This is a genomic window from Nocardia iowensis (genome assembly GCF_019222765.1).
Lineage (GTDB): Bacteria > Actinomycetota > Actinomycetes > Mycobacteriales > Mycobacteriaceae > Nocardia > Nocardia iowensis.
Map to the genome: position 1 here is coordinate 2,745,595 of NZ_CP078145.1, position 25,008 is coordinate 2,770,602.

The 25,008-nt window shown below is 67.4% G+C and carries 24 protein-coding genes; 17 read left to right on the forward strand and 7 right to left on the reverse strand.

Annotated elements, in window-relative coordinates; genetic code table 11:
- Window positions 1–134 precede the first annotated feature (134 nt).
- Complete coding sequence (gene uvrA / locus KV110_RS12630; protein ID WP_218478404.1) at window positions 135–3,167, forward strand: excinuclease ABC subunit UvrA; 3,033 nt, start codon at window positions 135–137, stop codon at window positions 3,165–3,167.
- Window positions 3,168–3,332: 165 nt separating this feature from the next.
- On the opposite strand, the gene KV110_RS12635 is transcribed toward uvrA, so the two are convergent.
- Window positions 3,333–4,046, reverse strand: coding sequence for an alpha/beta fold hydrolase (locus tag KV110_RS12635; RefSeq protein ID WP_218476127.1), 714 nt, complete (start codon window positions 4,044–4,046; stop codon window positions 3,333–3,335).
- Between the two features lie 145 nt (window positions 4,047–4,191).
- On the opposite strand from KV110_RS12635, the gene KV110_RS12640 reads away from it, so the two are divergent.
- Window positions 4,192–4,623: a helix-turn-helix domain-containing protein gene (locus tag KV110_RS12640; protein ID WP_218476129.1), complete on the forward strand. Its 432-nt coding sequence runs from the start codon at window positions 4,192–4,194 to the stop codon at window positions 4,621–4,623.
- A 64-nt stretch (window positions 4,624–4,687) separates the two neighbouring features.
- Entirely contained in the window at window positions 4,688–5,554 is an 867-nt protein-coding gene (locus KV110_RS12645) for an alpha/beta fold hydrolase (protein ID WP_218476131.1), read from the forward strand.
- A gap of 168 nt (window positions 5,555–5,722) precedes the next feature.
- Here KV110_RS12645 and KV110_RS12650 read toward each other — a convergent pair whose 3' ends face one another.
- The 4 genes from KV110_RS12650 to KV110_RS12665 form a co-directional block, all read right to left on the reverse strand.
- On the reverse strand, window positions 5,723–7,267 hold the full coding sequence (locus KV110_RS12650; RefSeq protein ID WP_218476133.1) for an FAD-dependent monooxygenase: 1,545 nt from the start codon (window positions 7,265–7,267) through the stop codon (window positions 5,723–5,725).
- A gap of 64 nt (window positions 7,268–7,331) precedes the next feature.
- Window positions 7,332–7,946, reverse strand: coding sequence for a TetR/AcrR family transcriptional regulator (locus KV110_RS12655; RefSeq protein ID WP_218476134.1), 615 nt, complete (start codon window positions 7,944–7,946; stop codon window positions 7,332–7,334).
- A gap of 106 nt (window positions 7,947–8,052) precedes the next feature.
- On the reverse strand, window positions 8,053–8,394 hold the full coding sequence (locus KV110_RS12660) for a DUF1844 domain-containing protein (protein ID WP_107655315.1): 342 nt from the start codon (window positions 8,392–8,394) through the stop codon (window positions 8,053–8,055).
- Window positions 8,395–8,396: 2 nt separating this feature from the next.
- On the reverse strand, window positions 8,397–8,927 hold the full coding sequence (locus tag KV110_RS12665) for a DinB family protein (protein ID WP_246634496.1): 531 nt from the start codon (window positions 8,925–8,927) through the stop codon (window positions 8,397–8,399).
- 351 nt (window positions 8,928–9,278) lie between these two features.
- On the opposite strand from KV110_RS12665, the gene infC reads away from it, so the two are divergent.
- From infC to KV110_RS12685, 4 genes are all read left to right on the forward strand, one after another.
- Window positions 9,279–9,992: a translation initiation factor IF-3 gene (gene infC / locus KV110_RS12670; RefSeq protein WP_218476136.1), complete on the forward strand. Its 714-nt coding sequence runs from the start codon at window positions 9,279–9,281 to the stop codon at window positions 9,990–9,992.
- Between the two features lie 59 nt (window positions 9,993–10,051).
- The gene (gene rpmI / locus KV110_RS12675) at window positions 10,052–10,246 is read left to right on the forward strand and encodes a 50S ribosomal protein L35 (protein WP_040689021.1); all 195 of its coding nucleotides are present in this window, start codon (window positions 10,052–10,054) and stop codon (window positions 10,244–10,246) included.
- Between the two features lie 101 nt (window positions 10,247–10,347).
- Window positions 10,348–10,728 (forward strand): 50S ribosomal protein L20, encoded by a 381-nt coding sequence (gene rplT, locus KV110_RS12680; RefSeq protein WP_218476138.1) that lies wholly within the window; start codon window positions 10,348–10,350, stop codon window positions 10,726–10,728.
- 41 nt (window positions 10,729–10,769) lie between these two features.
- Window positions 10,770–11,582, forward strand: coding sequence for a TrmH family RNA methyltransferase (locus tag KV110_RS12685; RefSeq protein ID WP_218476140.1), 813 nt, complete (start codon window positions 10,770–10,772; stop codon window positions 11,580–11,582).
- Between the two features lie 24 nt (window positions 11,583–11,606).
- On the opposite strand, the gene KV110_RS12690 is transcribed toward KV110_RS12685, so the two are convergent.
- Window positions 11,607–12,188, reverse strand: coding sequence for a TetR/AcrR family transcriptional regulator (locus tag KV110_RS12690; RefSeq protein WP_218476142.1), 582 nt, complete (start codon window positions 12,186–12,188; stop codon window positions 11,607–11,609).
- A gap of 106 nt (window positions 12,189–12,294) precedes the next feature.
- Here KV110_RS12690 and KV110_RS12695 point away from each other — a divergent pair, with 106 nt between their 5' ends.
- Complete coding sequence (locus KV110_RS12695) at window positions 12,295–13,722, forward strand: DHA2 family efflux MFS transporter permease subunit (RefSeq protein ID WP_218476144.1); 1,428 nt, start codon at window positions 12,295–12,297, stop codon at window positions 13,720–13,722.
- 71 nt (window positions 13,723–13,793) lie between these two features.
- On the opposite strand, the gene KV110_RS12700 is transcribed toward KV110_RS12695, so the two are convergent.
- The gene (locus KV110_RS12700; protein WP_218476146.1) at window positions 13,794–13,982 is read right to left on the reverse strand and encodes a hypothetical protein; all 189 of its coding nucleotides are present in this window, start codon (window positions 13,980–13,982) and stop codon (window positions 13,794–13,796) included.
- 236 nt (window positions 13,983–14,218) lie between these two features.
- Here KV110_RS12700 and pheS point away from each other — a divergent pair, with 236 nt between their 5' ends.
- From pheS to KV110_RS12745, 9 genes are all read left to right on the forward strand, one after another.
- On the forward strand, window positions 14,219–15,280 hold the full coding sequence (gene pheS / locus KV110_RS12705; RefSeq protein WP_218476148.1) for a phenylalanine--tRNA ligase subunit alpha: 1,062 nt from the start codon (window positions 14,219–14,221) through the stop codon (window positions 15,278–15,280).
- A gap of 48 nt (window positions 15,281–15,328) precedes the next feature.
- Entirely contained in the window at window positions 15,329–17,833 is a 2,505-nt protein-coding gene (pheT, locus tag KV110_RS12710) for a phenylalanine--tRNA ligase subunit beta (RefSeq protein WP_218476150.1), read from the forward strand.
- Between the two features lie 152 nt (window positions 17,834–17,985).
- Window positions 17,986–18,753 (forward strand): alpha/beta hydrolase, encoded by a 768-nt coding sequence (locus KV110_RS12715; RefSeq protein ID WP_218476152.1) that lies wholly within the window; start codon window positions 17,986–17,988, stop codon window positions 18,751–18,753.
- Window positions 18,754–18,786: 33 nt separating this feature from the next.
- Window positions 18,787–19,305, forward strand: a complete 519-nt coding sequence (locus KV110_RS12720; protein WP_218476154.1) for a hypothetical protein — start codon at window positions 18,787–18,789, stop codon at window positions 19,303–19,305.
- A 45-nt stretch (window positions 19,306–19,350) separates the two neighbouring features.
- Window positions 19,351–20,373 (forward strand): hypothetical protein, encoded by a 1,023-nt coding sequence (locus KV110_RS12725; RefSeq protein ID WP_218476155.1) that lies wholly within the window; start codon window positions 19,351–19,353, stop codon window positions 20,371–20,373.
- A gap of 479 nt (window positions 20,374–20,852) precedes the next feature.
- Complete coding sequence (locus KV110_RS12730; RefSeq protein ID WP_218476157.1) at window positions 20,853–23,528, forward strand: ATP-binding protein; 2,676 nt, start codon at window positions 20,853–20,855, stop codon at window positions 23,526–23,528.
- A complete protein-coding gene (locus tag KV110_RS12735; RefSeq protein ID WP_246634497.1) occupies window positions 23,525–23,953 on the forward strand; it encodes a roadblock/LC7 domain-containing protein in 429 nt (142 codons plus the stop codon). Before KV110_RS12730 ends, KV110_RS12735 begins: the two co-directional genes overlap by 4 nt.
- A complete protein-coding gene (locus tag KV110_RS12740; RefSeq protein WP_246634498.1) occupies window positions 23,950–24,393 on the forward strand; it encodes a DUF742 domain-containing protein in 444 nt (147 codons plus the stop codon). Before KV110_RS12735 ends, KV110_RS12740 begins: the two co-directional genes overlap by 4 nt.
- 28 nt (window positions 24,394–24,421) lie before the next feature.
- Window positions 24,422–24,985 (forward strand): GTP-binding protein, encoded by a 564-nt coding sequence (locus tag KV110_RS12745; RefSeq protein WP_218478409.1) that lies wholly within the window; start codon window positions 24,422–24,424, stop codon window positions 24,983–24,985.
- The last annotated feature ends 23 nt before the right edge of the window (window positions 24,986–25,008 follow it).

Genomic DNA, 25,008 nt, shown 5'->3' on the forward strand with positions numbered 1-25,008 from the left:
GCTCGGAAAACTTGTCGGTGGGCGCGCCTAGCATGGCGGCGGGATACGTCTGAACGTCGTCTCTCGGCTGACGACGCCGTCGTTTGCTGATGCTGTTGGTCGATGCCGAACACGATCGAGAAGGGACTCACCTGGTGGCGGAACGCCTCACTGTGCGCGGAGCTCGGGAGCACAACCTGAAGGGGGTCGACCTCGATCTTCCCCGCGACAGTCTCATCGTGTTCACCGGGCTTTCCGGCTCCGGCAAGTCGAGCCTGGCGTTCGACACGATCTTCGCCGAGGGGCAGCGCCGGTATGTGGAGTCGTTGTCGGCGTACGCCCGGCAATTCCTCGGGCAGATGGACAAGCCGGACGTCGATTTCATCGAGGGCCTCTCGCCCGCGGTCTCGATCGACCAGAAGTCGACCAACCGGAACCCGCGCTCCACTGTCGGCACGATCACCGAGGTCTACGACTACCTACGGCTGCTGTACGCGCGCGCCGGTACCCCGCACTGCCCGGTCTGTGGCGAGCTGATCGCCAAGCAGACGCCGCAGCAGATCGTCGACCAGGTGCTCGCCATGGAGGAGGGCATCAAGTTCCAGGTGCTGGCGCCGGTGGTGCGCACCCGCAAGGGTGAGTTCGTCGACCTGTTCGACCAGCTGAATACCCAGGGCTACTCCCGCGTGCGGGTCGACGGCGTGGTGTATCCGCTGACCGACCCGCCGAAGCTGAAGAAGCAGGAAAAGCACGACGTCGAGGTCGTGGTGGACCGCTTGGCCGTCAAGCCGGCTTCCAAACAGCGCCTCACCGATTCGATCGAGACCGCGCTGCGGCTGGCCGACGGCATCGTGGTGCTCGACTTCGTGGATCGCGACGAGCACGCGCACGACCGGGAGCGCCGCTTCTCCGAACGGCTGGCCTGCCCGAACGGGCACCCGCTCGATATCGAGGATCTGGAACCGCGGTCGTTCTCGTTCAACTCGCCCTACGGCGCCTGCCCGGACTGCACCGGTCTCGGCATCCGCAAAGAGGTCGACCCGGAACTGGTGGTGCCCGATCCGGCGCTGAGCCTGAACGAAGGTGCAATCGCCCCCTGGTCACGCGGGCAGACCGCGGAGTACTTCACCCGGCTGTTGTCCGGGCTCGCCTCGTCCGTCGGATTCTCGATGGACACGCCGTGGGAGGACCTGCCGCTCAAGGCCCGCAAGGCGGTGCTGGAGGGCAGTTCCGACCAGGTGCACGTCTCCTACACCAACCGCTACGGCCGGAAGCGTTCGTACTACGCCGATTTCGAAGGCGTGATGCCGTTCCTGCAGCGGCGGATGGAGAGCACCGAGTCCGAGCAGATGAAGGAGCACTACGACGGCTACATGCGCGACGTACCGTGCCCGGTCTGCAACGGTGCCCGGCTGCGTCCGGAGATCCTCGCGGTCACCATCAACGCGGGCGGGGACAACAAGTCGATCGCCGATGTCAGCGACCTGTCCATCGGCGACTGCTCCAAGTTCCTGAACTCGCTCACCCTGGGCGAGCGCGAGGCCGCGATCGCCGGGCAGGTGCTGAAAGAGGTACAGGCACGCCTGGGCTTCCTGCTCGATGTCGGCCTGGAATACCTGTCGCTCTCGCGCGCCGCGGCCACGCTGTCCGGCGGTGAGGCACAGCGCATCCGGCTCGCCACCCAGATCGGCTCCGGGCTGGTCGGCGTGCTGTACGTGCTCGACGAACCGTCCATCGGCCTGCACCAGCGGGACAACCGGCGGCTCATCGAAACCCTCACGCGGCTGCGGAATCTCGGCAACACGCTGATCGTCGTCGAACACGACGAGGACACCATCCGCGCCTCGGACTGGGTGGTCGACATCGGCCCGCTTGCCGGTGAGCACGGCGGCCGCGTCGTGCACAGCGGCCCATATCAGGAGCTGCTCACCGATCCCGAATCGCTCACCGGCGCTTACCTTTCCGGCCGTGAGCGGATCGAGGTGCCGATGGTGCGGCGGCCGATCAGCAAGAAGCGCCAGCTCACCGTGGTCGGTGCGACCGAGCACAATCTGCGCGGCATCGACGTCAGCTTCCCGCTCGGAGTGCTCACCGCGGTCACCGGCGTCTCGGGTTCCGGCAAGTCGACCCTGGTCAACGACATTCTGGCGACCGTGCTCGCGAACAAGCTCAACGGCGCGCGGCAGGTGCCCGGTCGGCACACCAGGATCAACGGGCTGGACAACCTGGACAAGCTGGTCCAGGTGGACCAGTCGCCGATCGGCCGCACCCCGCGCTCCAACCCGGCCACCTACACCGGTGTGTTCGACAAGATCCGCACCCTGTTCGCCTCAACCACCGAGGCGAAGGTGCGCGGTTACCAGCCGGGCCGGTTCTCCTTCAACGTCAAGGGCGGTCGCTGCGAAGCGTGCTCGGGTGACGGCACGCTGAAGATCGAGATGAACTTCCTGCCGGACGTGTACGTCCCGTGCGAGGTCTGCCACGGTGCCCGCTACAACCGGGAAACCCTCGAGGTGCACTACAAGGGCAAGACCATCGCCGAGGTCCTCGACATGTCCATCGAGGAGGGCGCGGAGTTCTTCGAGCCGATCAGCTCGATCCACCGCTACCTGAAAACCCTCGTCGACGTCGGCCTCGGCTACGTGCGCCTCGGTCAGAGCGCACCGACCCTCTCCGGTGGTGAGGCGCAGCGCGTCAAGCTGTCCGCCGAACTGCAGAAGCGCTCCACCGGCCGGACCGTCTACATCCTCGACGAACCCACCACCGGCCTGCACTTCGAAGACATCCGCAAGCTCCTCAAGGTGATCAACGGCCTGGTCGACAAGGGCAACACGGTCATCGTGATCGAACACAACCTGGACGTCATCAAGACCTCCGACTGGGTGATCGACATGGGCCCCGAAGGTGGCTCCGGCGGCGGCATGGTCGTCGCCGAAGGCACCCCGGAAGACGTTGCGGCCGTTGCGGAAAGCTACACGGGCCAGTTCCTCCGGGAGGCGCTGGAACAGCCGCCCGCATCGAACCCCGCCAAGAAGGCACCGGCGAAGAAGGCGTCCGCGACGAAGGCGGCCGCCAAGAAGGCTCCGGCGAAGAAGGCCGCCAAGGCAGCCGACAAGCCGACCGAAGCGCAAGCGGCAGCGAAGACCGCCACCAAGCGCCTGGCGCGCAAGGCCGCCGCCCTGCGCTGACCATCCGCGAGGCGAGCGGCAACGCCGGTGGTTTCACAGCGGGTCTGCACGCCTCAAAGGTGTGGGAGCGCCGCGAGCGAGTGGTTTCACAGCGGGTCCGTACGCCTCACCGGGTCCACACACCCTATGAGTCGTACGGACCCGCTGTGAGATCCCCGGCTCGAGTCAGGGGCGGTTGGCGACGGTGTGGATGAGCTCGGCGAGTTCGGTGGGCTTGGACCACATGGGCCAGTGACCGGTGGGGAGGTCGATGTAGTCGGCGTCGATGCGGGTCAGTTCGGTGAAGGCGGGGACTTCACCTTCGTCGCGGAACTTCTTGGCCAGTTCCGAGGGGAGGCTGTTGCAGATGATGGTGGTCGGGATCGACAGGCGAGCGGGGGAATCGCTGAGCTCGAGCGGGGTGGACGTGATGGTGGTCGGCTCGCCGACGGCGCGCTCGCGGAAGCGGGCCAGGGTCGCCTCGGCCAAGCCCTCGATGCTGTTGCCGGTGGCTTCCAGTTCGGGCCAGTCCGGTAGCAGCCATTCGGGTCCGGTCGCCGCGAGTTCGGGGGCAATGACGAAGCCGTGGGGGACCGGGGCGGAGTCGACGTAGATCGCGCGGTGGAAGAGCCGCGGCGCACGGTCGGTGGCGAGATAGGCGGGGGACGCGCCACCGGAATGCGCGACCAGCACGACCGTTTCGCCCGCCGGGACGGCGTCGATGATCGCCTGCGCCTGGTTCTCCATGGTCGCCGAAAGGCGGTCGGGATCGGCGGGATCCAGTCCGGGCAGGGTCAGCGCCTGTACTTCGTTGCCGCGCTCCCGCAGGTCGGTCGCGACCTCATCCCAGGCCCATGCGCCGAGCCAGAATCCGGGAACCAAAACGATCCGTGTAGCCATGGCGCCTACTTTGCCCTATTGGGCCGACATCTTCATCCGCACCGCAACGAGGCTCATGGGGGAGAAGGATACCGGTGCGGCTGCTCCCGATTTACCTAATACTTCCCTATTGCGCTGAATGATAGGGAAGTTTAGAGTCTTTTGAGTGACTGATCGACTCTACTCGGTAGAGCAGGTAGCCGAACGCCTCGGACTGCATGTCCGCACCATCCGCAACTACGTGCGCGACGGGCGGCTCACCGCGGTACGCATCGGCAAGCAGTACCGGATCGCGCACGAGGATCTGGAGGCGTTCACCGGGCGTTCGGTGCCCGAGCCGGTCCGGGACACGGCTCGGCGGCGGCGGCACGCCGAGGTGTCGAGCATCGTGCAGGTCGACGCGGTCAGCCGGGAGACGGCCGACCGCTTGACCTCCCTCTTGATGGGCGCGGCCAACACCCGGTCGGGCGACGCCGAGCCGCTGCGGGTCGAGACGGTCTACGACGCGGACCGGGCGCGCATGAAAGTCATTGTCCTTGGCAGTCTTTCGGACACGGCACGGTTGTTCGACTACATGGAAGGGGTGCTCGCTTCATGAGTGAGCGGATCATCGACACCACCCTCGTGGTCATGGCGGAGCTGAGTATCAGCGAGGCGGCGGCATGAGCACTATCTACAAATCGGAGAACGGCGCAAGCGCGATCCGGCAGCGCTACCAAGAGCTACTGCGCAGCTGGCCGGTTCCCGCTGAGCACGTGCGGGTGCCGACCCGGGAAGGCGAAACCTTCGTCGTCGTCTCCGGACCGCAGGACGCACCGCCGGTACTGCTGTTGCACGGCTCGGGCGCGAACACGACCATGTGGCGCGGCGACATCGGCTCCTGGGCAACACATTTCCGCACTTACGCGGTCGACATGACCGGCGAGCCCGGCGCGAGCGCGCCGACGCGCCCGCCCTTGGATTCCGATCGGCTCGCGTCGTGGCTCGACGATGTACTGGAAGGCCTTGGGCTCACCACGATTTCGATCGTTGCGACCTCGCTCGGTGGCTGGGTGGCGCTGGACTACGCCATCCGCAGGCCGGGACGGGTGACCCGGCTCGCCCTGCTGTGCCCCGGTGGCATCGGCGCGCAGAAGCTGGGCTGGCTCCCGAAAGCGCTGTTGCTCCGCCTCTTCGGCCGACGCGGCCTGCGCCGCACCGCGCGCATCGTGACGGGCCTGGACACGCCGGTAACCGAGCAGGCCCTCGATGAGGTGGTACTGATCTTCACGCAGTTCAAGCCGCGCACCGAGCGACTGCCCGTGTTCCCGGACGACGCACTACGCGGACTGACCATGCCGATGCTGGTGATAGTCGGTGCCCGCGACGTCATGTTCGACTCCGCGGGCACCGCCGAGCGCGTGCGCCGGTGCGTTCCGAACGCGACAGTGCACGTGCTACCCGAAGTCGGACACGCCATCCTCGGGCAAACCGACGTGGTCTCGAAGTTCCTCCTCGACGAGCACGCGAACCGAACCCCGTCTCAGTAGCCGACCGCACCGCACACCCCGCGCACGAATTGCCCCGCCGCGCAGGAGCTTGCTGGCGAGCCGGTGCGCGGCCGGACAACCCGCGCGCTGCGAGACAATCGGTGCGCGGCAGGCCAATCGATGCGCGGTGGGTTGATCAGTGGGCTGGTAAGTACCCGATGGGGCGGGTCAGTTCTGCGGGGAGCCGAACCAGCGGGTCAGTGTTTCGCGTAGGTGGTTGGAGTTGGACTGTTCGGCACTGTCGGCCGCCCATGCTACGTACCCGTCCGGTCGGATCAGCAGTGCTGCGGCGGGTGCGTCGGCGGTGGTCGCGGCGACGGTGTCGACGCGGTCGTGCCAGTTTGCCGCAATGTCGGCGTAGGTCGCGGCGCCGGTGAGCGTGAGTAGTAGGGGGCGTGCCTTGCGTAGCAGTTCGGCGACTCGCCGTGGGCCATCCGCGGTTTCGACGACGAGGTCCGGCACCATCCGCCCGGCGAGCGGGTGCTCTACACCGGTCTCGTAGCGGGTGTCAGCTCCGGACATCAGGCGCGCGATGTACGCGGTGTTCTCCGGTTGTTGCAGCAGTTCACCGAGGAGGGTGCGCACCGCGGTCACCTCCGGGCCCGGCGCGAACAGGGCGGTTTGCGCGAGCGAGCTCATCATGACGCGAACGCCGACGGGGTGCCGTTCGGCATGGTAGGTATCCAGCAATCCTGGTGGGGCCCAACCGTTTATCGCCGCGGCGAGCTTCCAGCCGAGATTGGCCGCATCCTGCAAGCCGAGGTTGAGGCCCGGCCCGCCGACCCCGGAATGCACATGGGCGGCATCGCCGACGAGGAACACGTTGCCCGCCCGGTAGCGCTCGGCCTGCCGGGTGTTCTGATTGTCTATGCGGCGCAACGCGTGCGGGCCCGGCCCGCGTGGCGCTTCGATCGGCAGGTCGACGCCGAGTACCCGCCGCAGGCTGGCGCGCAGTTCCTCGACGGTCATCGGAGTCCCTTCCGGAACCGGCGCGCCACCGAACTCGAGGCTGGCGACCATCGGCCGACCCGGTTCGAGCTCGGCGAAGACAAACCCGCCGCGTTCGAGGCGATTGTGCCCGAAGGGAAGTCGGCCGAACCCCGGAATCTCGACGCCACCGTCCGCGGTCCGCAGCTCATCCGGCAACCACGCGTGCCCCATCCGCCAGACACCGTCCGTCGCCGTGTGCCCAGGAAACTCGATCCCGACCTGCTTGCGGACGCGGCTCTTGCCGCCGTCCGCGCCGACCAGAAACGTGGTGTCGAGGCGATAGGTCCCTTCGGGCCCGGCTATCGCGAGCTCGACGCCACCGTCCTGCTGGGTCAGCTCGGTCATGCGGTGCCCCCACCGAACATCCACGCCCAGCCCGACTGCCCACTTCTCCAGCAGCCGAACGAGTTTCGGCTGCGGAATCGGCAGTACGTACATCGGGTTGTCGGTCAGCTCGCCGAACGACAGCGGCAGCCCGCTGAACATATAGCGCGGCAGCGGTTGTGGTGCACCGGGTGCGCCACCGAACTCGTGATAGAGCCCGCGCATGTCCAACAGCCGAACCACCTGGCCGACAAGGCCGTTCGCTTTCGGTTCGGTGCTCGGCGCGGGTAGTTCGTCCAGCACGATCGGCCGCACCCCGGCCAGCGCGAGTTCACCCGCGAGCATCAGCCCGTTCGGGCCCGCGCCGGAAATGACTACGTCGACAGGTATTTCGGGCATGGCAAATACACCCCTCGTTAGATGTTGTGGTTTGTCCGATGTTGTGGTTGTCGATGCGCTGCGGTCAGCGCGCGGGTTCGGACAGGCCCGTGGCGACTTCGGCGAGGGCGCGGCGGAGCAAGGTGGTGATGTGCACCGGCGGGTCGGCGTGCGCGTACGCCACCATGACCGCCTCGGCGACGGCACTGATCATGCCGACCACCAGGCGTGGATAGGTGTCGCGCAACGGGTCGGCCCCGGTGCGCGCCGCGATCGCCGCGAGCCAATCGTCGGACACCTCTTTGGATATCGCGAAGCGCAGCTCGGGAACGGTGAACAGCTTTCGTATCTCGGCAAGTTGCGCGGGGCTCGGCACGACGAGCTGGTCGCTGTCGGCCGCCAGCGGCTCCAGCAGTGCCTCGGTGATCGAGGTCCAGAGCGGTTCGTCCGTGGGGCGATTCCGGAATACCTTGACGCTGCGCCGAATTCGCTCGGATTGTCGGTAGGCGAGCGCGTCGTACTTGCCGGTGAAGTAGTTGTTGAAGGTGCGCACCGACACCCCGGCGCGTGCCGCGATGTCGTCGCGGGTGACGTTGTCCAGCCCGCGCTCGAAGGCGAGGTGCAGCGCCGCGTCACTCAGCGCCATGCGGGTATCGAGCTTCTTGCGTTCGCGAAGCCCGAGCACTTCCTCATCCGGCATGCACTCAGCCTACCGGAAAAACTTGCCCGGTGGGCAAAATTGCCCACCGGGAAAGAAATCACCTGCATGTGCCGAGCTCGAGGCGCGGTCAGTCAGTACGGCCGGTTCAGTAGACCGGCCCCGTGTACTTCTCGCCCGGCCCCTTACCCGGCTCGTCCGGATGCGCCGACGCCTCCCGGAAAGCCCGCTGCAAGGACTGCAACCCTTCGCGGATCGGCCCCGCGTGCGGTCCGAGGTACTCCACCGAAGCCGTGACCAGCCCCGCCAGCGCCGTGATCACCCGGCGCGCCTCGTCCAGATCGCGCCGCGTACTGGTTTCCGGATCCTCGTCCGCGAGCCCGAGCTTCTCCGCCGCCGAACTCATCAGCATCACCGCGGCCCGGCTGATCACCTCCACCGCGGGGATGTCGGCCAGTTCGCGCACGGAGTTGTCGAGCTCTTCTGTCATGGCTACGAGGTTAGCGACGTGGCTCGGAGCAGCCGGAGTTGGCCGATCTCCGCGATGTTCTTCATCAGCTCCGAGTTCACCCAGCTCATCAGGTGCGCAACGGTCAGACCCGCCTCGGCCGGCCATGGAAAGGCTGCGGGACGGTCCAATTCGGCCTCGGTCAGGTCATCGAGCACGCGCAACCAGGTGTCTCGCAGCTCACGCAGCCACGCCACGGCCGCGACACCATCGCCGGGCCACGGCACGTCCTCGGGGGCGGCTGCCGTCCGGTCCGCCAGCTGGTCGATGGCCGCGCTCCACCACCAGCCGATATGCCAGCTGAGCCAGCCGATGGTCGGGACGGGCACGGGGTCGGGTTCGGTGTCGGCCCAGTCCGGCCGCCACGCGCCGTCGGCATCGGGGCGTACAGTCCAATGCGGGTCGGCGGGCGCCCAGAGGAAGTCCTCGGCCGCCAGTACTCCCAGGTGCAACTCGGCGAGCGCCCAGGTGAATTCGAATTGCCATCGCAGCAGGTCACAGCGTGAAGTCGACACCGGGGGAGCCTGGCAGGCCCGCTGCGGACGGGCAAGCCATTTACCGCGATTCGGCGATAGCCGAACGGAATGTTAGACTGACCGCTGACGACCGCCCCTGGTTGTGTCTTCTTCCAAGATTTCGAGCCTGGGGCTGATAAGTGGAGCCCGACTCCCACCGTTGCCGACGAGCGATCGTCAGGTCAAACGGTCCGGTCACCCGCCTTCTCGGAGGCGGGTTTCTTGTGCCGGGGTTCTCTCACGAGAACCGCGTGCACGAGGTCGAACGCGAATGCTTTTCGCGGGCGATGACCGGTCGACATCGGGCCCCGACGCGGAATACCGCTCCGGGGCTTTTGTGTTGAAAAGGGGTTGCAGTTATTGCGCGCGGTCGTCCTGACGACACCGCTTGACCTAGGAGGCCCCATCAGCACTGAGACCCGCATCAACGATCGCATCCGTGTTCCCGAGGTTCGACTGATCGGACCCAGCGGCGAGCAGGTTGGGATCGTGCGTGTTGAAGATGCACTACGCGTCGCCATGGAGGCAGATCTCGATCTCGTAGAGGTCGCTCCGGATGCACGTCCGCCGGTCTGCAAGATCATGGACTACGGCAAGTTCAAGTACGAGACGGCGCAGAAGGCGCGCGAGTCTCGGAAGAACCAGGTGCAGACCGTGATCAAGGAGCAGAAGCTCCGCCCGAAGATCGACGACCACGACTATGCGACCAAGAGGGGCCACGTGATGCGCTTCCTCGAGGCCGGGTCGAAGGTCAAGGTCACCATCATGTTCCGCGGACGCGAGCAGTCCCGGCCCGAGCTGGGCTACCGGCTGCTGCAGCGGCTCGCCGCGGACGTGGCGGACCTGGGGTTCGTCGAGACCTCGGCCAAGCAGGACGGTCGCAACATGACTATGGTCCTCGCACCCCACAAGGGTGCGAAGACGCGAGTGAAGGCACAGCAGGAGTCCGCAGCTCCGCGGCCGCAGCAGCCCGCTGCGCAGCAGAGCCCCGCGCCCGCTGAGGCCGCGCCCGCAGACAGCGCGCCCGCCGCGGCTCCGGCCGAGCAGGCCAACCCGCCGCAGTAATACCGATAAGAGCCGGCGGTCCGGGAGGACCGCCGGGACGAGACAGATATGAGGAATCCATGCCGAAGATGAAGAGCCACAGCGGTGCCTCGAAGCGATTCAAGGTGTCGGGCCGAGGCAAGCTGCTTCGCCAGCAGGCGAACCGCCGCCACCTGCTCGAGCACAAGTCCACCCGCCGGACTCGTCGTCTGGATGGCACGGAGGCCGTCGCGTCCGTCGACGTCCCGCGCGTGAAGAGGCTGCTCGGTCTCTGAGAGAGACCAGCCAGCAACCGCGTTCCGGATTCCGGACGCCGACCGAACTGACAATCGCCGGGTGCCCGCATGCGCCCCCTAGATCGACAAAGGACTGACCCATGGCACGCGTCAAAAGGGCCGTCAACGCTCAAAAGAAGCGTCGTTCCATCCTCGAGGCCTCCAAGGGCTACCGCGGCCAGCGCTCGCGGCTGTACCGCAAGGCCAAGGAACAGCAGCTGCACTCGCTCACCTACGCCTACCGGGACCGCCGGGCGCGCAAGGGTGACTTCCGCAAGCTCTGGATCACCCGCATCAATGCCGCGGCGCGGCTGAACGACATCACCTACAACCGTCTCATCCAGGGCCTGAAGGCCGCTGGTGTCGAGGTGGACCGCAAGAACCTCGCCGAGCTCGCCGTCTCCGACGCCGATGCCTTCGCCGGTCTCGTCGCGATCGCCAAGGCCGCGCTGCCTCAGGACGTCAACGCCCCGGCCGCTTGAGCCAGGATTACGTGACGAACGGACACCCCTCGGAACGACCCGTGGACGCGCTCTCCGAGCGCAATCCACGGGTCGTTTCCGCTGTCAAGCTGCATCGCGGCGTCCAGCGCCGCAAGGCCGGACTCTTCCTCGCCGAGGGCGCCAATTCCGTTGCGGCCGCCCTGGATACCGGACGGGTGCGGGAGCTGTTCTACTCCGCCGGTGCCGCAGCCCGCGAACACGAACTGGTCGCCGGAGCCGTTGGGATGGGCGTGCGCGCCACGCTGGTCAGCGACCGCGCCGCCGCACAACTCGGCGAAACCGTCACCGCGCCAGGGCTTGTCGCGGTCTGCGAACTGATCGACGTGCCGCTGGCCGAGGTGCTCGCGACCAACCCGCGCATGCTGGCCGTGCCGGTCGAGATCGCCGAACCCGGCAACGCGGGCACCCTCATTCGGGTGGCCGACGCCGTCGGAGCCGATGGTGTGGTGCTGGCGGGGGACACCGTCGACCCGCACAACGGCAAATGCGTGCGCGCCAGCGCGGGCAGCCTGTTCCATGTCCCCATCGCCCGCCACCGCGATGTCGCCGGCACACTGGATTCGCTTGCCGCGGCAGGCATCACGCTCCTGGCCACCGCCGCGAACGGCGAGGTCGATCTGGACGAGGCCGACCAATTGTTCACCGGACCGATCGCCTGGCTGTTCGGCAACGAGGCACACGGCCTCGACCCGGCCGTCGCCGCCCGCGCCGACCATCGCATTCGCATCCCCATCCACGGCCGGGCCGAGAGCCTGAATCTCGCCGCCGCCGCCTCGATCTGCCTCTACGCGAGCTCCCGCGTGCAGCACGCCAAAACCGCTCGCGCGGAATAGCTCCCGCGCAGGCAACGGTGCCGATCAGGCCTCGGCGGCCAGTAGAAGATCAGCCAGGATCTCGGACGCCCACGGCGCCGGAACCGCATCGGGACCAGCCACCTGCATCGCGCTCATGACCGTGAGCAGCATTCCGGTAGCCATGAAACGACGAATCTCCGACGTCGGCGCGCCGGTCAGCTCGCGAACCAGCTCGACAACCTTGCCGAAGCGGGCGCGCACGTCATTGCCGATCGCCGGGTCCGCGCTCGCGGCAAAGCCGTGCAGGAAGACTTGCAGCAATTCCCGTTCGGCCAGAAAGATGTCGTAACCGCGCCCGAGGGCGAGTAGCGCCTGCTCCGGCGTCGCATCGGCGTCCGCGGCCTGCCGCGCCGACCGGAAGATCTCCTCGATCCGATCGCACACGCGATGCATCGCGGCGATGAACAACTGCTGTTTGGTACCGAAGAGTCGAATCACATACGGCTGGGAAACGCCTGCGCGCCTGGCGATCTCGTCGGTCCGGGTGCCCGCGTAGCCGGATTCGGCGAAGGCCGACACGGCAGCTCGGAGCACCTGCTCACCGCGTTCGGTGGCGGTCATCCGGACTCTGGACGAACTCGTCATGGTGCTGCACTCCGTTCACTCGAATTCCGCCCCGCGTTGACATGTTATCAGTCGATGCATACTCTTCGAGCTGTTAGTTATCAGTCAATTACAACAAAGGCTGGACATGACCGAAACCCTCGAACCTGCCGCCTCGTCGCCCACCGTCGCACCCGGAAAACCCGTCGGCGGACGCATGCTCGCGGCCGTGCTGGCCGCGGTCGGCATCCCGATGTTCATGGTCACGCTGGACAACCTCGTGGTGACCTTCGCGCTGCCGGTGATTCGCACCGAACTCGGCGCCTCGCTGACCGATCTGCAGTGGTTCGTCAACGCCTACACACTGGCCTTCGCCTCGCTGCTGCTCACCGTCTCGGCGATCGGTGACCGGCTCGGCCGCCGCCGGATCTTCCTGGCGGGTATCGCGCTGTTCACGGTGGCCTCGGCGGCCTGTGCGCTGAGCACGGAGCCATGGATGTTGATCGCCGCCAGGGTCGTTCAGGGTTTCGGCGCGGCCGCGGTGCTGCCGCTGTCCCTGACGCTGCTGTCGGCGGCGGTGCCCGAGCGCATGCGAAACATGGCCATCGGGATCTGGGGCGGCATCGCCGGACTCGGCGTCGCGGTCGGGCCGCTGGTCGGCGGTGTCGTGGTGGACGGGTTGAGCTGGCAGTGGATCTTCTGGCTGAACGTGCCCATCGGCCTCGCGGTGCTGCCGTTCGCGGCGCGGGTGCTGCGCGAGTCGTACGGCGGCAGCAGGCGGCTCGACCTAGTCGGTCTGGTCTTGTCGGCGAGCGGTGTGCTCGCGGTGGTGTGGGGGGTGATCCATGGCGCCGATGACGGCTGGACCTCGGTCACCGTGCTGTCCGGACTGATCGGTGGCGCGGTGCTGCTGGCGGCGCTGGTGGCGTGGGAGCTGAAGACGCCGGATCCGATGTTGCCGCTGCGGCTGTTCCGGTCGCGTGCCTTCGGGATCGGCAATGCCACCAGCTTCACCTTCTCCGCCGGTGTCTTCGGCTCGATCTTCCTGCTGGCCCAGTACTTCCAGGTGGTGCAGGGCTACAGCCCGCTGGAATCCGGCCTCCGCACCATGCCGTGGACCATGGCCCCGATGGTGGTCGCCCCGATCGCGGGACTGCTCGTCGACCGGGTCGGCGCGCGGGCGCTGCTGGTGACCGGTCAGCTGATGCTGGCGGTCGCGCTGGGGTGGATGGCGGCGATCACCACCGTCGACGTCGACTATGGCCCCTTCATCGGACCGTTCCTGCTCGCCGGGGTCGGCATGGGACTGATCCTTACGCCGAGCGCCACGGTGGTGATGGCCAGTGCCGCGCCGGACGACCGGGCCATGGCCTCGGGCACCAACAGCACACTGCGCGAAGTGGGTATCGCGATGGGCGTCGCCGTGCTCGCGTCGATATTCGCCTCGCGCGGTTCGTTTCTCAGCCCGCAGGCCTACGTCGACGGCCTGGTTCCGGCGATCTGGGCCGGTGCCGCCATCGTCGGGGCCGGTGCCGTGATCTCACTCCTGCTGCCAAGCCGGATCACACCCGCCTAGCCCGACCTGTGCCAGTCGCATACGACGAATGGCGTACGAGGGGTGCGACTGGCACAGGTGGTGCGACAGGTTCAGCCGCAGTAGCCGTAGAAGACGCAGAAGATGATGTCCTGTAACCAACCGGGTAGCCAGGCGTACGGGTTCGGTCCCGGCGGGTTGGCCGCCGCCGTTCCGCTGCTGAGCAGGGTGACAACCAGCAGGCTCACTGTCGCGACGAGGCTGCTGAATCCAACGGTGACGGCCATTTTCGAGGTGCTCATGTCCCCGGATACCTCCGTGATTCTCAGGCGTTGCCCCGCGCTCGGGGAACAACCCGTGATGCTGTGACCATCGTCGCAATTTGGCCGCTGTTGTGCGGCGGAATGGGGTTGCCGGGGCGTGGCGGGGAATCCGCGTGAATCGGATATGGCGCATCCAATAGGATTCCACCAGCAGCAATGTGGGTAGGGAACGAGCCGTACCCGCGAACCGATCCCCAGGGGAGAGTCGAACCATCGTGGCCGACGACAACGACGCAGTCGAGCAGAACGCGACGCTGACCGAGGAGGCACTGGCCGCTGCGGCGGCGGCCGCCGAGAAGGCGTTTGCCGCTGCGGCCGACCTGGATGCGCTCGCGGTCGCGAAAACCGAGCACCTCGGCGGCAAGGCCCCGCTCGCGCTCGCCCAGCGCGCATTGGGCAGCCTCCCGAAAACCGAGAAGGCCGATGCGGGCAAGCGGGTCAATATCGCCCGCGCCCGGGTGTCCGAGGCGTTCGAGGCCCGCCGCGCGGTGCTGCTCGCCGAGCGCGACGCGGCGGTGCTGGTGGCCGAGGCGATCGACGTGACGTTGCCCGCCCGTCGCCAGCCGGTCGGCGCGCGCCACCCGATCACCGTCATCTCCGAGCAGATCGCCGACGTGTTCGTCGCGATGGGCTGGGAGGTCGCCGAAGGCCCCGAGGTGGAGACCGAGCACTTCAATTTCGACGCGCTCAACTTCCTGCCCGACCATCCGGCCCGCACCATGCAGGACACCTTCCACATCGCGCCGGAAGGTTCGCGGCAGGTGCTGCGTACACACACCTCCCCGGTGCAGGTGCGCTCGCTGCTGGAACGCGAGCTGCCGATCTACGTGGTGTGCCCCGGCCGCACTTTCCGCACCGACGAGCTCGACGCCACGCACACCCCGGTGTTCTCCCAGGTGGAGGGGCTGGCCGTGGACAAGGGCCTGACCATGGCGCACCTGCGCGGCACGCTGGACGCGTTCGCCCGGGCGTTGTTCGGGCCGGATACGCGAACCAGAATGCGCCCCAACTACTTTCCGTTCACCGAGCCCTCCGCCGAGGTCGACGTCTGGTTCCCGGACAAGAAGGGCGGCGCGGGCTGGGTCGAGTGGGGCGGCTGCGGCATGGTGAACCCGAAGGTGCTGATCGCCAGCGGGATCGATCCCGAGGTGTACAGCGGGTTCGCGTTCGGCATGGGCCTGGAGCGGACCCTGCAGTTCCGCAACGGCATCCCGGACATGCGCGACATCGTCGAGGGCGACGTGCGTTTCACGCTGCCGTTCGGCGTCCGGTCCTGAGTTGGGTCCAACCGAGAACTCCCTTCGATCGAGAGAGCGAAACGTCAAGTGCGAGTAGCGCAGTCCTGGCTGACCGATATCATCCAGCGCACCAACCCCGACTGGTCGGTGACGCCGGAAGAGCTCGACGCGGGCTTCGTCCGGGTGGGGCTCGAGGTCGAAGAGGTGGACAAACTTCAGCCGGTCTCCGGTGACATCGACAAGCCGCTGGTCGTCGGCCGGGTCGCCGAGATCACCGAGCTGACCGAGTTCAAGAAGCCGATCCGCTTCTGCAAGGTGGATGTCGGCAACCCCGAGTTGCAGGAGATCGTCTGCGGCGCAACCAACTTCGCCGTCGGCGATCTGGTCGTCGTGGTGCTGCCCGGTGGTGTGCTGCCCGGCGGCTTCGCCATCTCCTCGCGCAAGACCTACGGGCACGTCTCCAATGGCATGATCTGCTCGGTCGCCGAACTCGGCATCGGCAAGGACCATTCCGGCATCCTGGTGCTCGAGCCGGGCACCGCCGAGCCGGGCGCGGACGCGAACGAGCTGCTCGGCCTGGACGATACGGTCATCGAGCTCAACATCACCCCGGACCGCGGCTACTGCTTCTCGGTGCGCGGCCTGGCCCGCGAACTCGCCTGCGGCTTCGACCTCGACTACGCCGACCCCGCCGTGCGCACCCTGCCCGACGACGAGCGCGACGCCTGGCCGGTCCGGCTCGAACCCGAATCCAAGTGCACCCGCTTCGCCGTGCGCCGGGTCACCGGCATCGACCCGAACGCGGTGAGCCCCTGGTGGTTACAGCGCAGGCTGCTGCTGTCCGGCGTGCGGCCCATCTCGGCGGCCGTCGACGTCGCCAACTACGTCATGCTCGAACTGGGCCAGCCGCTGCACACCTTCGATGGCGGCAAGCTGAACGGCGGCTTGGTGGTGCGTACCGCGAACAAGGGCGAGACGCTGCGCACCCTCGATGAGGTCGAGCGCGTGCTCGACGCCGAGGACGTGGTGATCGCCGACGATTCCGGCGTCATCTCGCTGGCAGGCATCATGGGCGGCGCGACCACCGAGATCGGCACCGAGACGACCGATGTCGTGCTGGAAGCCGCCACCTGGAACCCGCTGCTCGTCTACCGCACCGCGCGCAGGCACAAGCTGGTGTCCGAGGCGGGCAAGCGGTACGAGCGGGTGGTCGACCCGGAGATCAATGTGGCCGCGCTCGACCGAGCCGCCCACCTGCTGGCCGAAATCGCCGGTGGCACTGTCGAACCCGCGCTCACCGACGTCCGCGTCCCGGTGCCGCCCGCGCCGCCGATCCGGATGGACATCGACCTGGCCGACCGGGTCGCCGGTGTCGTCTACCCGACCGGTACCTCCGCGCGCCGGCTGGCTCAGATCGGCTGCCTCGTCGAGGTCGCCGTCGACGAGACCACCGGGCACGGCCAGCTGGAAGTCACCCCGCCGAGCTGGCGACCGGACCTGGCCCAGCCCGCCGACCTGGTCGAAGAGGTGCTCCGGCTGGAGGGGCTCGAGCAGATCCCGTCCGTGCTGCCCACCGCGCCCGCCGGGCGTGGGCTGACCGCGACCCAGCGTCGTCGCCGCGCGGTCAGCCGGGCGCTGGCCTTCGCCGGTGCCGTCGAGGTGCCCGCGCCGGTATTCCTGTCCGCCGGTGTCTTCGACACCTGGGGTCTGGACGCCGACGACCCGCGCCGGGCGACCACCCGGGTGCTGAACCCGCTCGATGTCGAGCGCTCCGAGCTGGCCACCACGCTGCTGCCCGGACTGCTGGAAGTGGCCGCCCGCAACATCTCTCGTGGCGCGCGTGACCTCACCATCTACGGCATCGCGCAGGTGGTGCTGCCCGGCGAGAACGTGCATCCGGTCGAGGCGCTGCCGGTCGATCGTCGCCCCACCGACGACCAGATCACCGAACTACTCGACTCGCTGCCCGCGCAGCCCGTGCACGTCGCGGCCGTGCTCACCGGCCGCCGCGAACCGCGTGGACCGTGGGGCCAGGGCCGTCCGGCCGAGGCCGCCGACGCGTTCGCCCTGGCCGACATCGTCGCCGACGCGGCGGGCGTCACGCTCGAGCGCCGCCCCGCCGCTCAACTGCCCTGGCATCCCGGCCGCTGCGCCGAACTGCTCGTCGACGGTGCGGTTGTCGGCTACGCGGGCGAACTGCACCCCGCCGTGCTGGAACGTTCCGGCCTACCGCCGCGCACCTGCGCCGTCGAACTCGACCTCGACGCCCTGCCGTTGCTCGAATCCCGCCCGGCCCCAACGATTTCCCCATTCCCGGCGGTGCTCCAGGACGTCTCGATCAGCGTCGAGAAGGCCACCCCCGCCGCCGCCGTCGAATCGGCTCTGCGCACCGGCGGCGGCGACCTCCTCGAAGACATCGCCCTGTTCGACGTCTACGAGGGCGCCCAAGCAGGCGAGGGCCGCAAATCCCTCACCTACGCCCTCCGCTTCCGCGCCACCGACCGCACCCTCACCGAAGACGAGGCAAGCGCCGCCCGCGACGCCGCGGTGGCCGCCGCTGCCGACGCCGTAGGCGCGGTTCTCCGCGCCTGACCCCGAGCCGCCCTCCGTGTCGGCCGCACACCCGCCATACGGGGTGTGCGGCTGACACGAACGGTGCGCGGCTCACCCAGCGGAGCTGGCGGTTTCGGGGGTCATGTGAGCCGAGTGTCGCGCATCGGCGGGGGAGGGGTAAGAACTTAGGCATGCGACACCCGGCCAGTTCGATACTGAACGCGTTGACCTATTTGCCGGATCGGCAGATCGTGCAGACGCCTGCCATTCTGGGGATGGAGTATGCCGATCTGTCCATCGGCACGGCGGATGGGGAGACGTTGCACGGGTGGTGGTTGCCCGCGCCGAAGTCGGTCGGGCACATCCTGTTCGCGCACGGCAACGCGGGCAATATCGGTGATCGGGTGCCGCTGTTCGCGTTGCTCGTCGAGGCGGGGTTCGATGTGCTCGCGTTCGACTATCGGGGCTATGGGCGCAGCACCGGCAGGCCCACCGAGCGCGGCACCTATCTCGACGCGCGGGCCGCGCGGCAGGTGCTGCTCGAACAACCCGGTGTCGATCCGAACCGTGTTCTCTACCTGGGGAAATCGCTCGGCGGCGGCGTCATGCTCGAACTCGCCCAAGCGCACCCACCGGCCGGTCTGATGCTGATGTCGACCTTTTCCGGCCTCCGTGACGCCGCCAGATCGGTCTACCCGTTCCTGCCGCGCCCCTTCGTCCCGGATGCCTACCCCAACGAACGCCGCATCCGCACGCTGCGCACCCCGGTCCTGATCATGCACGGTGATCAGGACGAACTCCTGCCACTGCGGCACGCCGAACGCCTCTACGCCGCCGCGCGGGAACCGAAACGCCTGGAGATCTTCCCCGGTGCGGGGCACAACGACCTGATCATGGTCGGCGGCGCCGCCTGGTTCGCGTTGGTACGTGACTGGGCCGGTGCCCTCGTCCGGCAATAAGCCGACGCCCTGCTGGCTGCGTAGCCTGGGCGTATGACTGAAAACAGCGAGATCGCGGCCCGTTTAGCCGCGCTGTCCGATAAGGAATTGGTCGGCGTATTGCTGGTCGCCACCGCGGAACGTCCCGGTTTCCAGGTCGTGCACGCGGCACTGCTCGGGCTGCTCGAAACCGGTGATGCGAAGACGGTCGGTGGTGTGACTCCTACCACGATGCCCACATCCGTGCATGACGCACCGCAGCTGCACGATGTATCCGGGCAGGTCGGAGGCACATCCGCGGTACCGCCGGTACCGGTACCGCCGACCGGTGCGACGGCACCGACCGAGACGGGTGGATATTCGCCTTCCGGCGTCCCTACTTGGGGGTCAGTTCGCGATAAGGTCGAGCAGCGCTTCGGCACCGCGCAGGGGATGAGCGAGCTCGACCAGCAGACCCCGGCGGGCCGCAGCGCCGACGAGCAATGGGACGCGCGCGAGAAAGCCGCGCGTGAGCGCCTGGACCAGATTCGGAAGTCGTTGCACGGCAACGACACCGAAACATCGGGACCGTAACCTGGCCGGGCGCACCGTACTTCGACTGTGATGGGTGGAACCGCGATGACAGAGCCGCGTGAGATTGCCGAACGGCTACTCGATGCCCAGGTGGAGTTCGTGCTGGCCGAGGTGACCGGCGACCGGTTCGCGGAAGTCATTGCCCGCGATGTCGAGTCGGTGCTCGGCGTCGCGGACACCTTGATCTTCCGCGATGTCGTCGAGGTCGATCAGGCCAAGCAGACCGTCTCGACGATCATCGACCTGATCGGCGGCAGTCCCGTGATCGCCGACATGGTCGGGGTTTTCGCGGATTCGATCTACGACCACATCGCGAACAACAACGATTACACCCTCGGTCAGGTAGTCGACCGCGAACCGGTCGAGGCGCTGCTGGAAAAGATCTTCGGCATGCACCAGGCCCAGGAACGCATTCTGGACCGGCTCACCGAGAGCCCGCTGGTCGCCACCGTCGCGTCGAAGTTCGTCGACAAGTTGATCTCCGACTTCATGGAGGCCAACAAGCAGATGGCCGGGAAAATCCCCGGTGTTTCCTCGCTGATCTCGATGGGCCAGTCGGCGGCCAAGACCGCGCGGAAGGCGACGGAGAGCACCTTCATCGGCGACATGGCGGGCAAGGGCGCGGTTTTCGCGCTCAAGCGCACCAACAACGCGATCCGCGAAATGCTGCGCGACGCACCGGTGCACGATGCCGCCATGGAATTCTGGGATCTGCATGCCGACGAGCCGGTCAGCGGTCTGCGCGATTATCTGTCGCAGCGGGACCTGAACGAGCTGGTACTGATCTGCTACGAAATCGCGATCACCACTCGGGAGAAGGAATACTTCGGCCTGCTCGTCGACGAATGTGTCGACGTATTCTTCACCAAGTACGGCGATTACACGCTCGCGGCCATGCTGCCCGAGCTCGGCTTGACCGGTGCCGACATCACCACCGAGATCCTGCGCTACGGCCCCGCGGTCATCGACGGCGCGAAGCGCAACGGCGTGCTGGCCAAGCTGATTCGGGAGCGGCTCGAACCGTTCTACCTGTCCGAGAAGGTACTCGCGATTCTCGGCGACGCTTAGCCACCGCGTGTCACTTGCTGAGTGGTAGCTGCTATGTTCGGTTACCTTCGCGCACACCGGCGGGTGGCGGCCGCGGTGAACGCCGCGCGAGATGCGCCGAGAGCAACGGATCGGCTAACGCCGGACGCCATTTCGGGCCGATGCTCGTCGATCGACTGCTCGCCGGAAAGCCCCGCCTGAAGTGGCGGGATATTACCTCGGCCGCGCCATTTCCGGTCCCAAACTGGACAGTTGGTAGCAACGGGTTGAAGCCTGGGTTGAAAAGTATGAACAAAGTTACGGATCCACGGCCCCCGAGTTGACGCAGGACCGGGCATATGGGATTTTGCTCGGAGACTTTCCGTGCGCTCGTCGTGGAGCTGTCACGGCCGGCTTTTCGGAGGAGTAGCAGGTTGGTGCGTTCACGTCTACGGCAACCAAAGCCCGGGGACACACCGGATCTCAAATCTGCGGACGCCCTCGGGTTGCCCAGCGGCAAAATGGCGGGAATCGTACGGCCGCGCACCATCGGCGGCCAGCTGACCCGAATTCTGGCTCTCGCCTTGATTTTGGTGCTCGCGCTGCTCGGTGTGACTGTGTTCCGCGAGGTTTCGGACTACCGCGAGTCCAACGACACGGTGAAGGCTGTGTCGCTGGCGCTGAGCGTGCAGGACCTGACCAACCAGATCCAGCGCGAACTCGGTCTGAGCAACGGCCTGCTCGGCGGCGACAACCGCCTGCAGCAGCCGCTGCTCGACCAGCGTGGCAAGCTCGACTCCGCCCTCGGCGTGCTCACCGCAGCCGCAGCCGCGGACGCACCGGGCGCCGATCAGGTGCGCGCGGCGCTCGGGCAGCTGAATCTGCTGGCGAACACCCGCACCCAGATCGACTCGCGCCGGGTCAGCAGGCAGGTTGTCTTCCAGTTCTACACCGATGCCGTGAGCGCGCTGAACCGCCTCGCGCTCGGCCTTGACCAGGCACGCGACCCGCAGATCCAGCGCGGACTGCAGGCCCTGTATGCGCTCGGCGCGGCCAAGGAGGAGGTCGACAAGGAGCGCGGCTTCCTCAACGGCGTCTTTACCGCCGGTCGGTTCAACGGCGGTGAATACCAGCAGTTCATGGAGATTCGCTCCACGAAACTGGCCGGTCTCGCCGCGTTCTCCCGCTACGCGACCAAGAGCCAGCAAGCCAAGCTGGACGCCGCGATGCTCAGCGACAACGCCACCAGGGCAGAGCAATCGGAGAACATCGCGATCGCCTCCAGCGATGGACCGCTGGTGCGCGAGGTGGACCCGATGACCTGGTGGACGCAGATGTCCAGCGTCCTCGATGAACAGCGCACGGTGCAGCAGGCGGTGGGCGAAGACGTGCAGGCGCGCGCCGAAGACCTGCGCAACGCCGCCGCGACCAAGCTGATCGGCTTCATCGTCGCCGCCGTGATCGCCATCGCCGCCATGATCACGCTGGTGATCACCTCGGTGCGCGCCATCGTGCGCCCGCTCGCCGCACTGGCGGGCGAGGCCGACGACGTGGCATCGCGGCGGCTGCCCGAGGTCATCGAGGCGTGGTCGCGGGCCGACGACAGCCGCCCGGAAGCGCCCGCGCCCGTGCAGGCACCGCCGGGGGCGAGTACCGAAATCGCCGCCGTGGCAGGCGCGCTGGACCGCGTGCAGACCACCGCCTTCGAACTCGCCTCGCAACAGGCGCTGGTGCGCCGCAACACCACTGAGTCGATGGCCAACCTGGCCCGCCGCAACCAGAACCTGGTGCGCCGCCAGCTGGGCCTGATCAGTGAATTCGAGCGCGAGGAACTCGATCCCAAGGGTCTGTCGAACCTGTTCGAACTCGACCACCTCGCCACCCGCATGCGCCGCAACGCCGAAAGCCTGCTGGTGCTCGTCGGTGAGGCGAGCCCGCGCCGGTGGGCGCAGCCGATCGCGTTGAGCGACGTGATCCGGGCCGGTCTTTCCGAGGTCGACGATTACCGCCGGGTCGTGCTGCGCCGGGTGGACGATGTGCTCATCACCGGCGCGGTGGTCAGCGAGCTCGCGCACATGTTGGCCGAGCTGATCGAGAACGGACTCGCCTTCTCGCCACCGGATCTCGAAGTCGAGATCTATGGGCGCCGGGTGCCGCAGGGGTATCTGCTCGCCGTTGTCGACCACGGTGTCGGCATGCCGCACGACCAGCTGGCCCAGTCGAACGCCAGGCTGCGCGGCGAACAGGACTTCATCGTCGCGCCGACTCGCTACCTCGGGCACTACGTGGTCGGTCGGCTCGCCGAGCGGCTCGGCATCGCCGTCGAACTGAACGTTTCGCCCGTCAGCGGCATCGTCGCGCGGATGTCGCTGCCGTTGGAATTGCTTGTCCAGGAACAGGACAAGCGGCCCGCCGCGGTGCAGGCCAAGATCTCCGGCACCGGGCTGGAGCGGTCGTGGGGCGCCGATTCGGAGACCAACAGCGTCGCCGCACTGGAATCCGGGCCGAGCAGCAACGGCTCCTCGGTGTCCACCGCCGAGATCCTCGGCAGCACCGCACCCGATCCCATCGCGCCGAGCATGCGTGGTCCCGCCCATGCCGCGCCGACGGTTTCGGCGAGCGAGCGCAATGGCGCGAGCCACGGCTCGGTCACCGATGACCCGCGGACCGGCCCGCAGCGAACGGTACCGCGCAGCGAGCCGCAACGGCACGACGCCACCGGGCCGGCGCACAGCACGCCGGATTCCGGGCCGCCGACCTCCGCGTACTCCCAATTCGTTTCCACCCCACCGGTTTACGAGGACCGGTTGGTGACCGATACCGGGACCATGTGGCGTCTGCCCGAATCTCACGGTGCGCAAGGCGAAATCAATGGCGCGGCCGCCGCTCCGTCCGGGCCGCGCACCACGCGGAACGGACTTGTCAAGCGCAACAAGAAGTCTCGCACCGCGGGCACTGCGCCGGGCACCGAGTCGCGGCGCGACACCACCGGCACCACCGAGCGTCCGGATCGTGCACCGATTCCGGAACGCTCGCCGGAGGAAACCCGTAGCATGCTTTCGTCGTTCCGGGCCGGACACGAGCGTGGCGCCCCGCCCGCGCCGTCGTCCACCCGGCCGTATGTCGGTGCCCGCGACCACGACACCCGCGCCGACGACACGGCGCCGAACCAGACCATCGCAGAGGAGAACCGGTGACCACCCACTTGCCGAGCGCTGACCCGCACACCTTCAACTGGATGCTCGCGAACTTCGTCCGGGAGACCGACGGCGTGCGCGACACCGTGGCGGTCTCCTCGGACGGACTGCTCATCGCCATGTCCGACGGTCTGGACCGGACCTCCGCCGACCGGCTCGCCGCCATGGTGTCCGGTCTGGCCAGCCTCGCCAAGAGCGCGTCACGCAGTTACTCGTTCGACGGGCTCAAACTGATCATGATCGAGATGAAGCGGGGCTTCCTGCTCGTCTCGGCCATGGGTGACGGCAGCTGCCTCGGCGTAATCGCCGACGGCAGTTGCGATGTCGGTCTGGTCGGCTACGAAATGGCCGTACTTGCCGAGCGCGCCGGGTCGCTCCTTGACCCGACGTTGATTTCCGAGTTGCGAGAGACGTTGCGAAGATGAGAGATCCTGACCGGCCGCGGCTGCCGGACCCGCGGATGATCCCGATGAACCAGATGTTCGGGTGGTTCGATCCGGACCGTCCAGGCCAAGAAGCTCCGGCCGAAGAACTTGTCGACAGTGATGAACAGTTTGTGCGTCCCTTTGTCGTCACCGCGGGGCGCACTACGCCGTTGATGGACGGTTTGCGCATCGAAACCCTGGTGCAGGCGCCGCCTTCGGCGCTCTCGGCACCGCTGCAGTTCGAACAGCGCACCGTGGTGCAGTTGTGCCAGCAGCCGCATTCCATCGCCGAAATCGGTACCGCGCTGCGCGTTCCCGTCGGTGTCGCGAAGGTCGTCGTCAGCGACCTCGTCGCCGGGGGCTACGCGACCGTGCGCGAAGCCGACAAACTGTCTACCGCTGCCATCGAGAGGATCAGGGACCTTGTACGGGCACTCTGACATGAGCACCCCGCCGCCCGCTCCGACTATGCCGTCGTCGGTGAAGATCGTGATCAGCGGTGGATTCGGCGTCGGCAAAACAACATTCATCGGCGCGATCTCCGAGATCGAGCCGCTGGTCACCGAGGCCGCGATGACCGAGGTCGCGATCGGCATCGACGATCCGGGCCGGCGCGCGGAGAAGACGCAGACCACCGTCGCGCTCGACTTCGGCCGAATCACGCTGGACCGCTCGCTGATTCTCTACCTGTTCGGCACGCCCGGCCAGGACCGATTCGTGTTCCTGTGGGACGACTTGGTCGACGGCGCGCTCGGCGCGGTGATCGTGGTCGACACCGGACGGGTCGACGACTGCTATCCGGTGCTGGATTATTTCGAGGAAAAGCAAACGCCATTCGTGGTGGTGGTCAACCGCTTCGACAATGGCACGCATTTCGACCTCGCCGAGGTCCGTGAGGCACTGGAACTGGAGGACTGGATTCCCGTCCTGGAATGCGATGCCCGCGACCGTGATTCGGTCAAGGAAGTCCTCGTCGCCCTACTAGAACAGGTCCTCTTCCACCGGCTATCGGTGCAGGGCCTGCCTGCGTAAGAATTCTCGCCGAACGGGACACG

What these genes read in the sequence shown, in the direction of transcription:
- KV110_RS12635 (WP_218476127.1), bottom strand. Translation starts at nt 4,046, where the DNA reads ATGGCTACACGGATCGTTTTGGTTCCCGGATTCTGGCTCGGCGCATGG.
- KV110_RS12645 (WP_218476131.1), top strand. Translation starts at nt 4,688, where the DNA reads ATGAGCACTATCTACAAATCGGAGAACGGCGCAAGCGCGATCCGGCAG.
- KV110_RS12650 (WP_218476133.1), bottom strand. Translation starts at nt 7,267, where the DNA reads ATGCCCGAAATACCTGTCGACGTAGTCATTTCCGGCGCGGGCCCGAAC.
- KV110_RS12655 (WP_218476134.1), bottom strand. Translation starts at nt 7,946, where the DNA reads ATGCCGGATGAGGAAGTGCTCGGGCTTCGCGAACGCAAGAAGCTCGAT.
- KV110_RS12660 (WP_107655315.1), bottom strand. Translation starts at nt 8,394, where the DNA reads ATGACAGAAGAGCTCGACAACTCCGTGCGCGAACTGGCCGACATCCCC.
- rpmI (WP_040689021.1), top strand. Translation starts at nt 10,052, where the DNA reads ATGCCGAAGATGAAGAGCCACAGCGGTGCCTCGAAGCGATTCAAGGTG.
- rplT (WP_218476138.1), top strand. Translation starts at nt 10,348, where the DNA reads ATGGCACGCGTCAAAAGGGCCGTCAACGCTCAAAAGAAGCGTCGTTCC.
- KV110_RS12690 (WP_218476142.1), bottom strand. Translation starts at nt 12,188, where the DNA reads ATGACGAGTTCGTCCAGAGTCCGGATGACCGCCACCGAACGCGGTGAG.
- KV110_RS12695 (WP_218476144.1), top strand. Translation starts at nt 12,295, where the DNA reads ATGACCGAAACCCTCGAACCTGCCGCCTCGTCGCCCACCGTCGCACCC.
- KV110_RS12700 (WP_218476146.1), bottom strand. Translation starts at nt 13,982, where the DNA reads ATGAGCACCTCGAAAATGGCCGTCACCGTTGGATTCAGCAGCCTCGTC.
- KV110_RS12715 (WP_218476152.1), top strand. Translation starts at nt 17,986, where the DNA reads ATGCGACACCCGGCCAGTTCGATACTGAACGCGTTGACCTATTTGCCG.
- KV110_RS12720 (WP_218476154.1), top strand. Translation starts at nt 18,787, where the DNA reads ATGACTGAAAACAGCGAGATCGCGGCCCGTTTAGCCGCGCTGTCCGAT.
- KV110_RS12725 (WP_218476155.1), top strand. Translation starts at nt 19,351, where the DNA reads ATGACAGAGCCGCGTGAGATTGCCGAACGGCTACTCGATGCCCAGGTG.
- KV110_RS12730 (WP_218476157.1), top strand. Translation starts at nt 20,853, where the DNA reads ATGGCGGGAATCGTACGGCCGCGCACCATCGGCGGCCAGCTGACCCGA.
- KV110_RS12740 (WP_246634498.1), top strand. Translation starts at nt 23,950, where the DNA reads ATGAGAGATCCTGACCGGCCGCGGCTGCCGGACCCGCGGATGATCCCG.
- KV110_RS12745 (WP_218478409.1), top strand. Translation starts at nt 24,422, where the DNA reads ATGCCGTCGTCGGTGAAGATCGTGATCAGCGGTGGATTCGGCGTCGGC.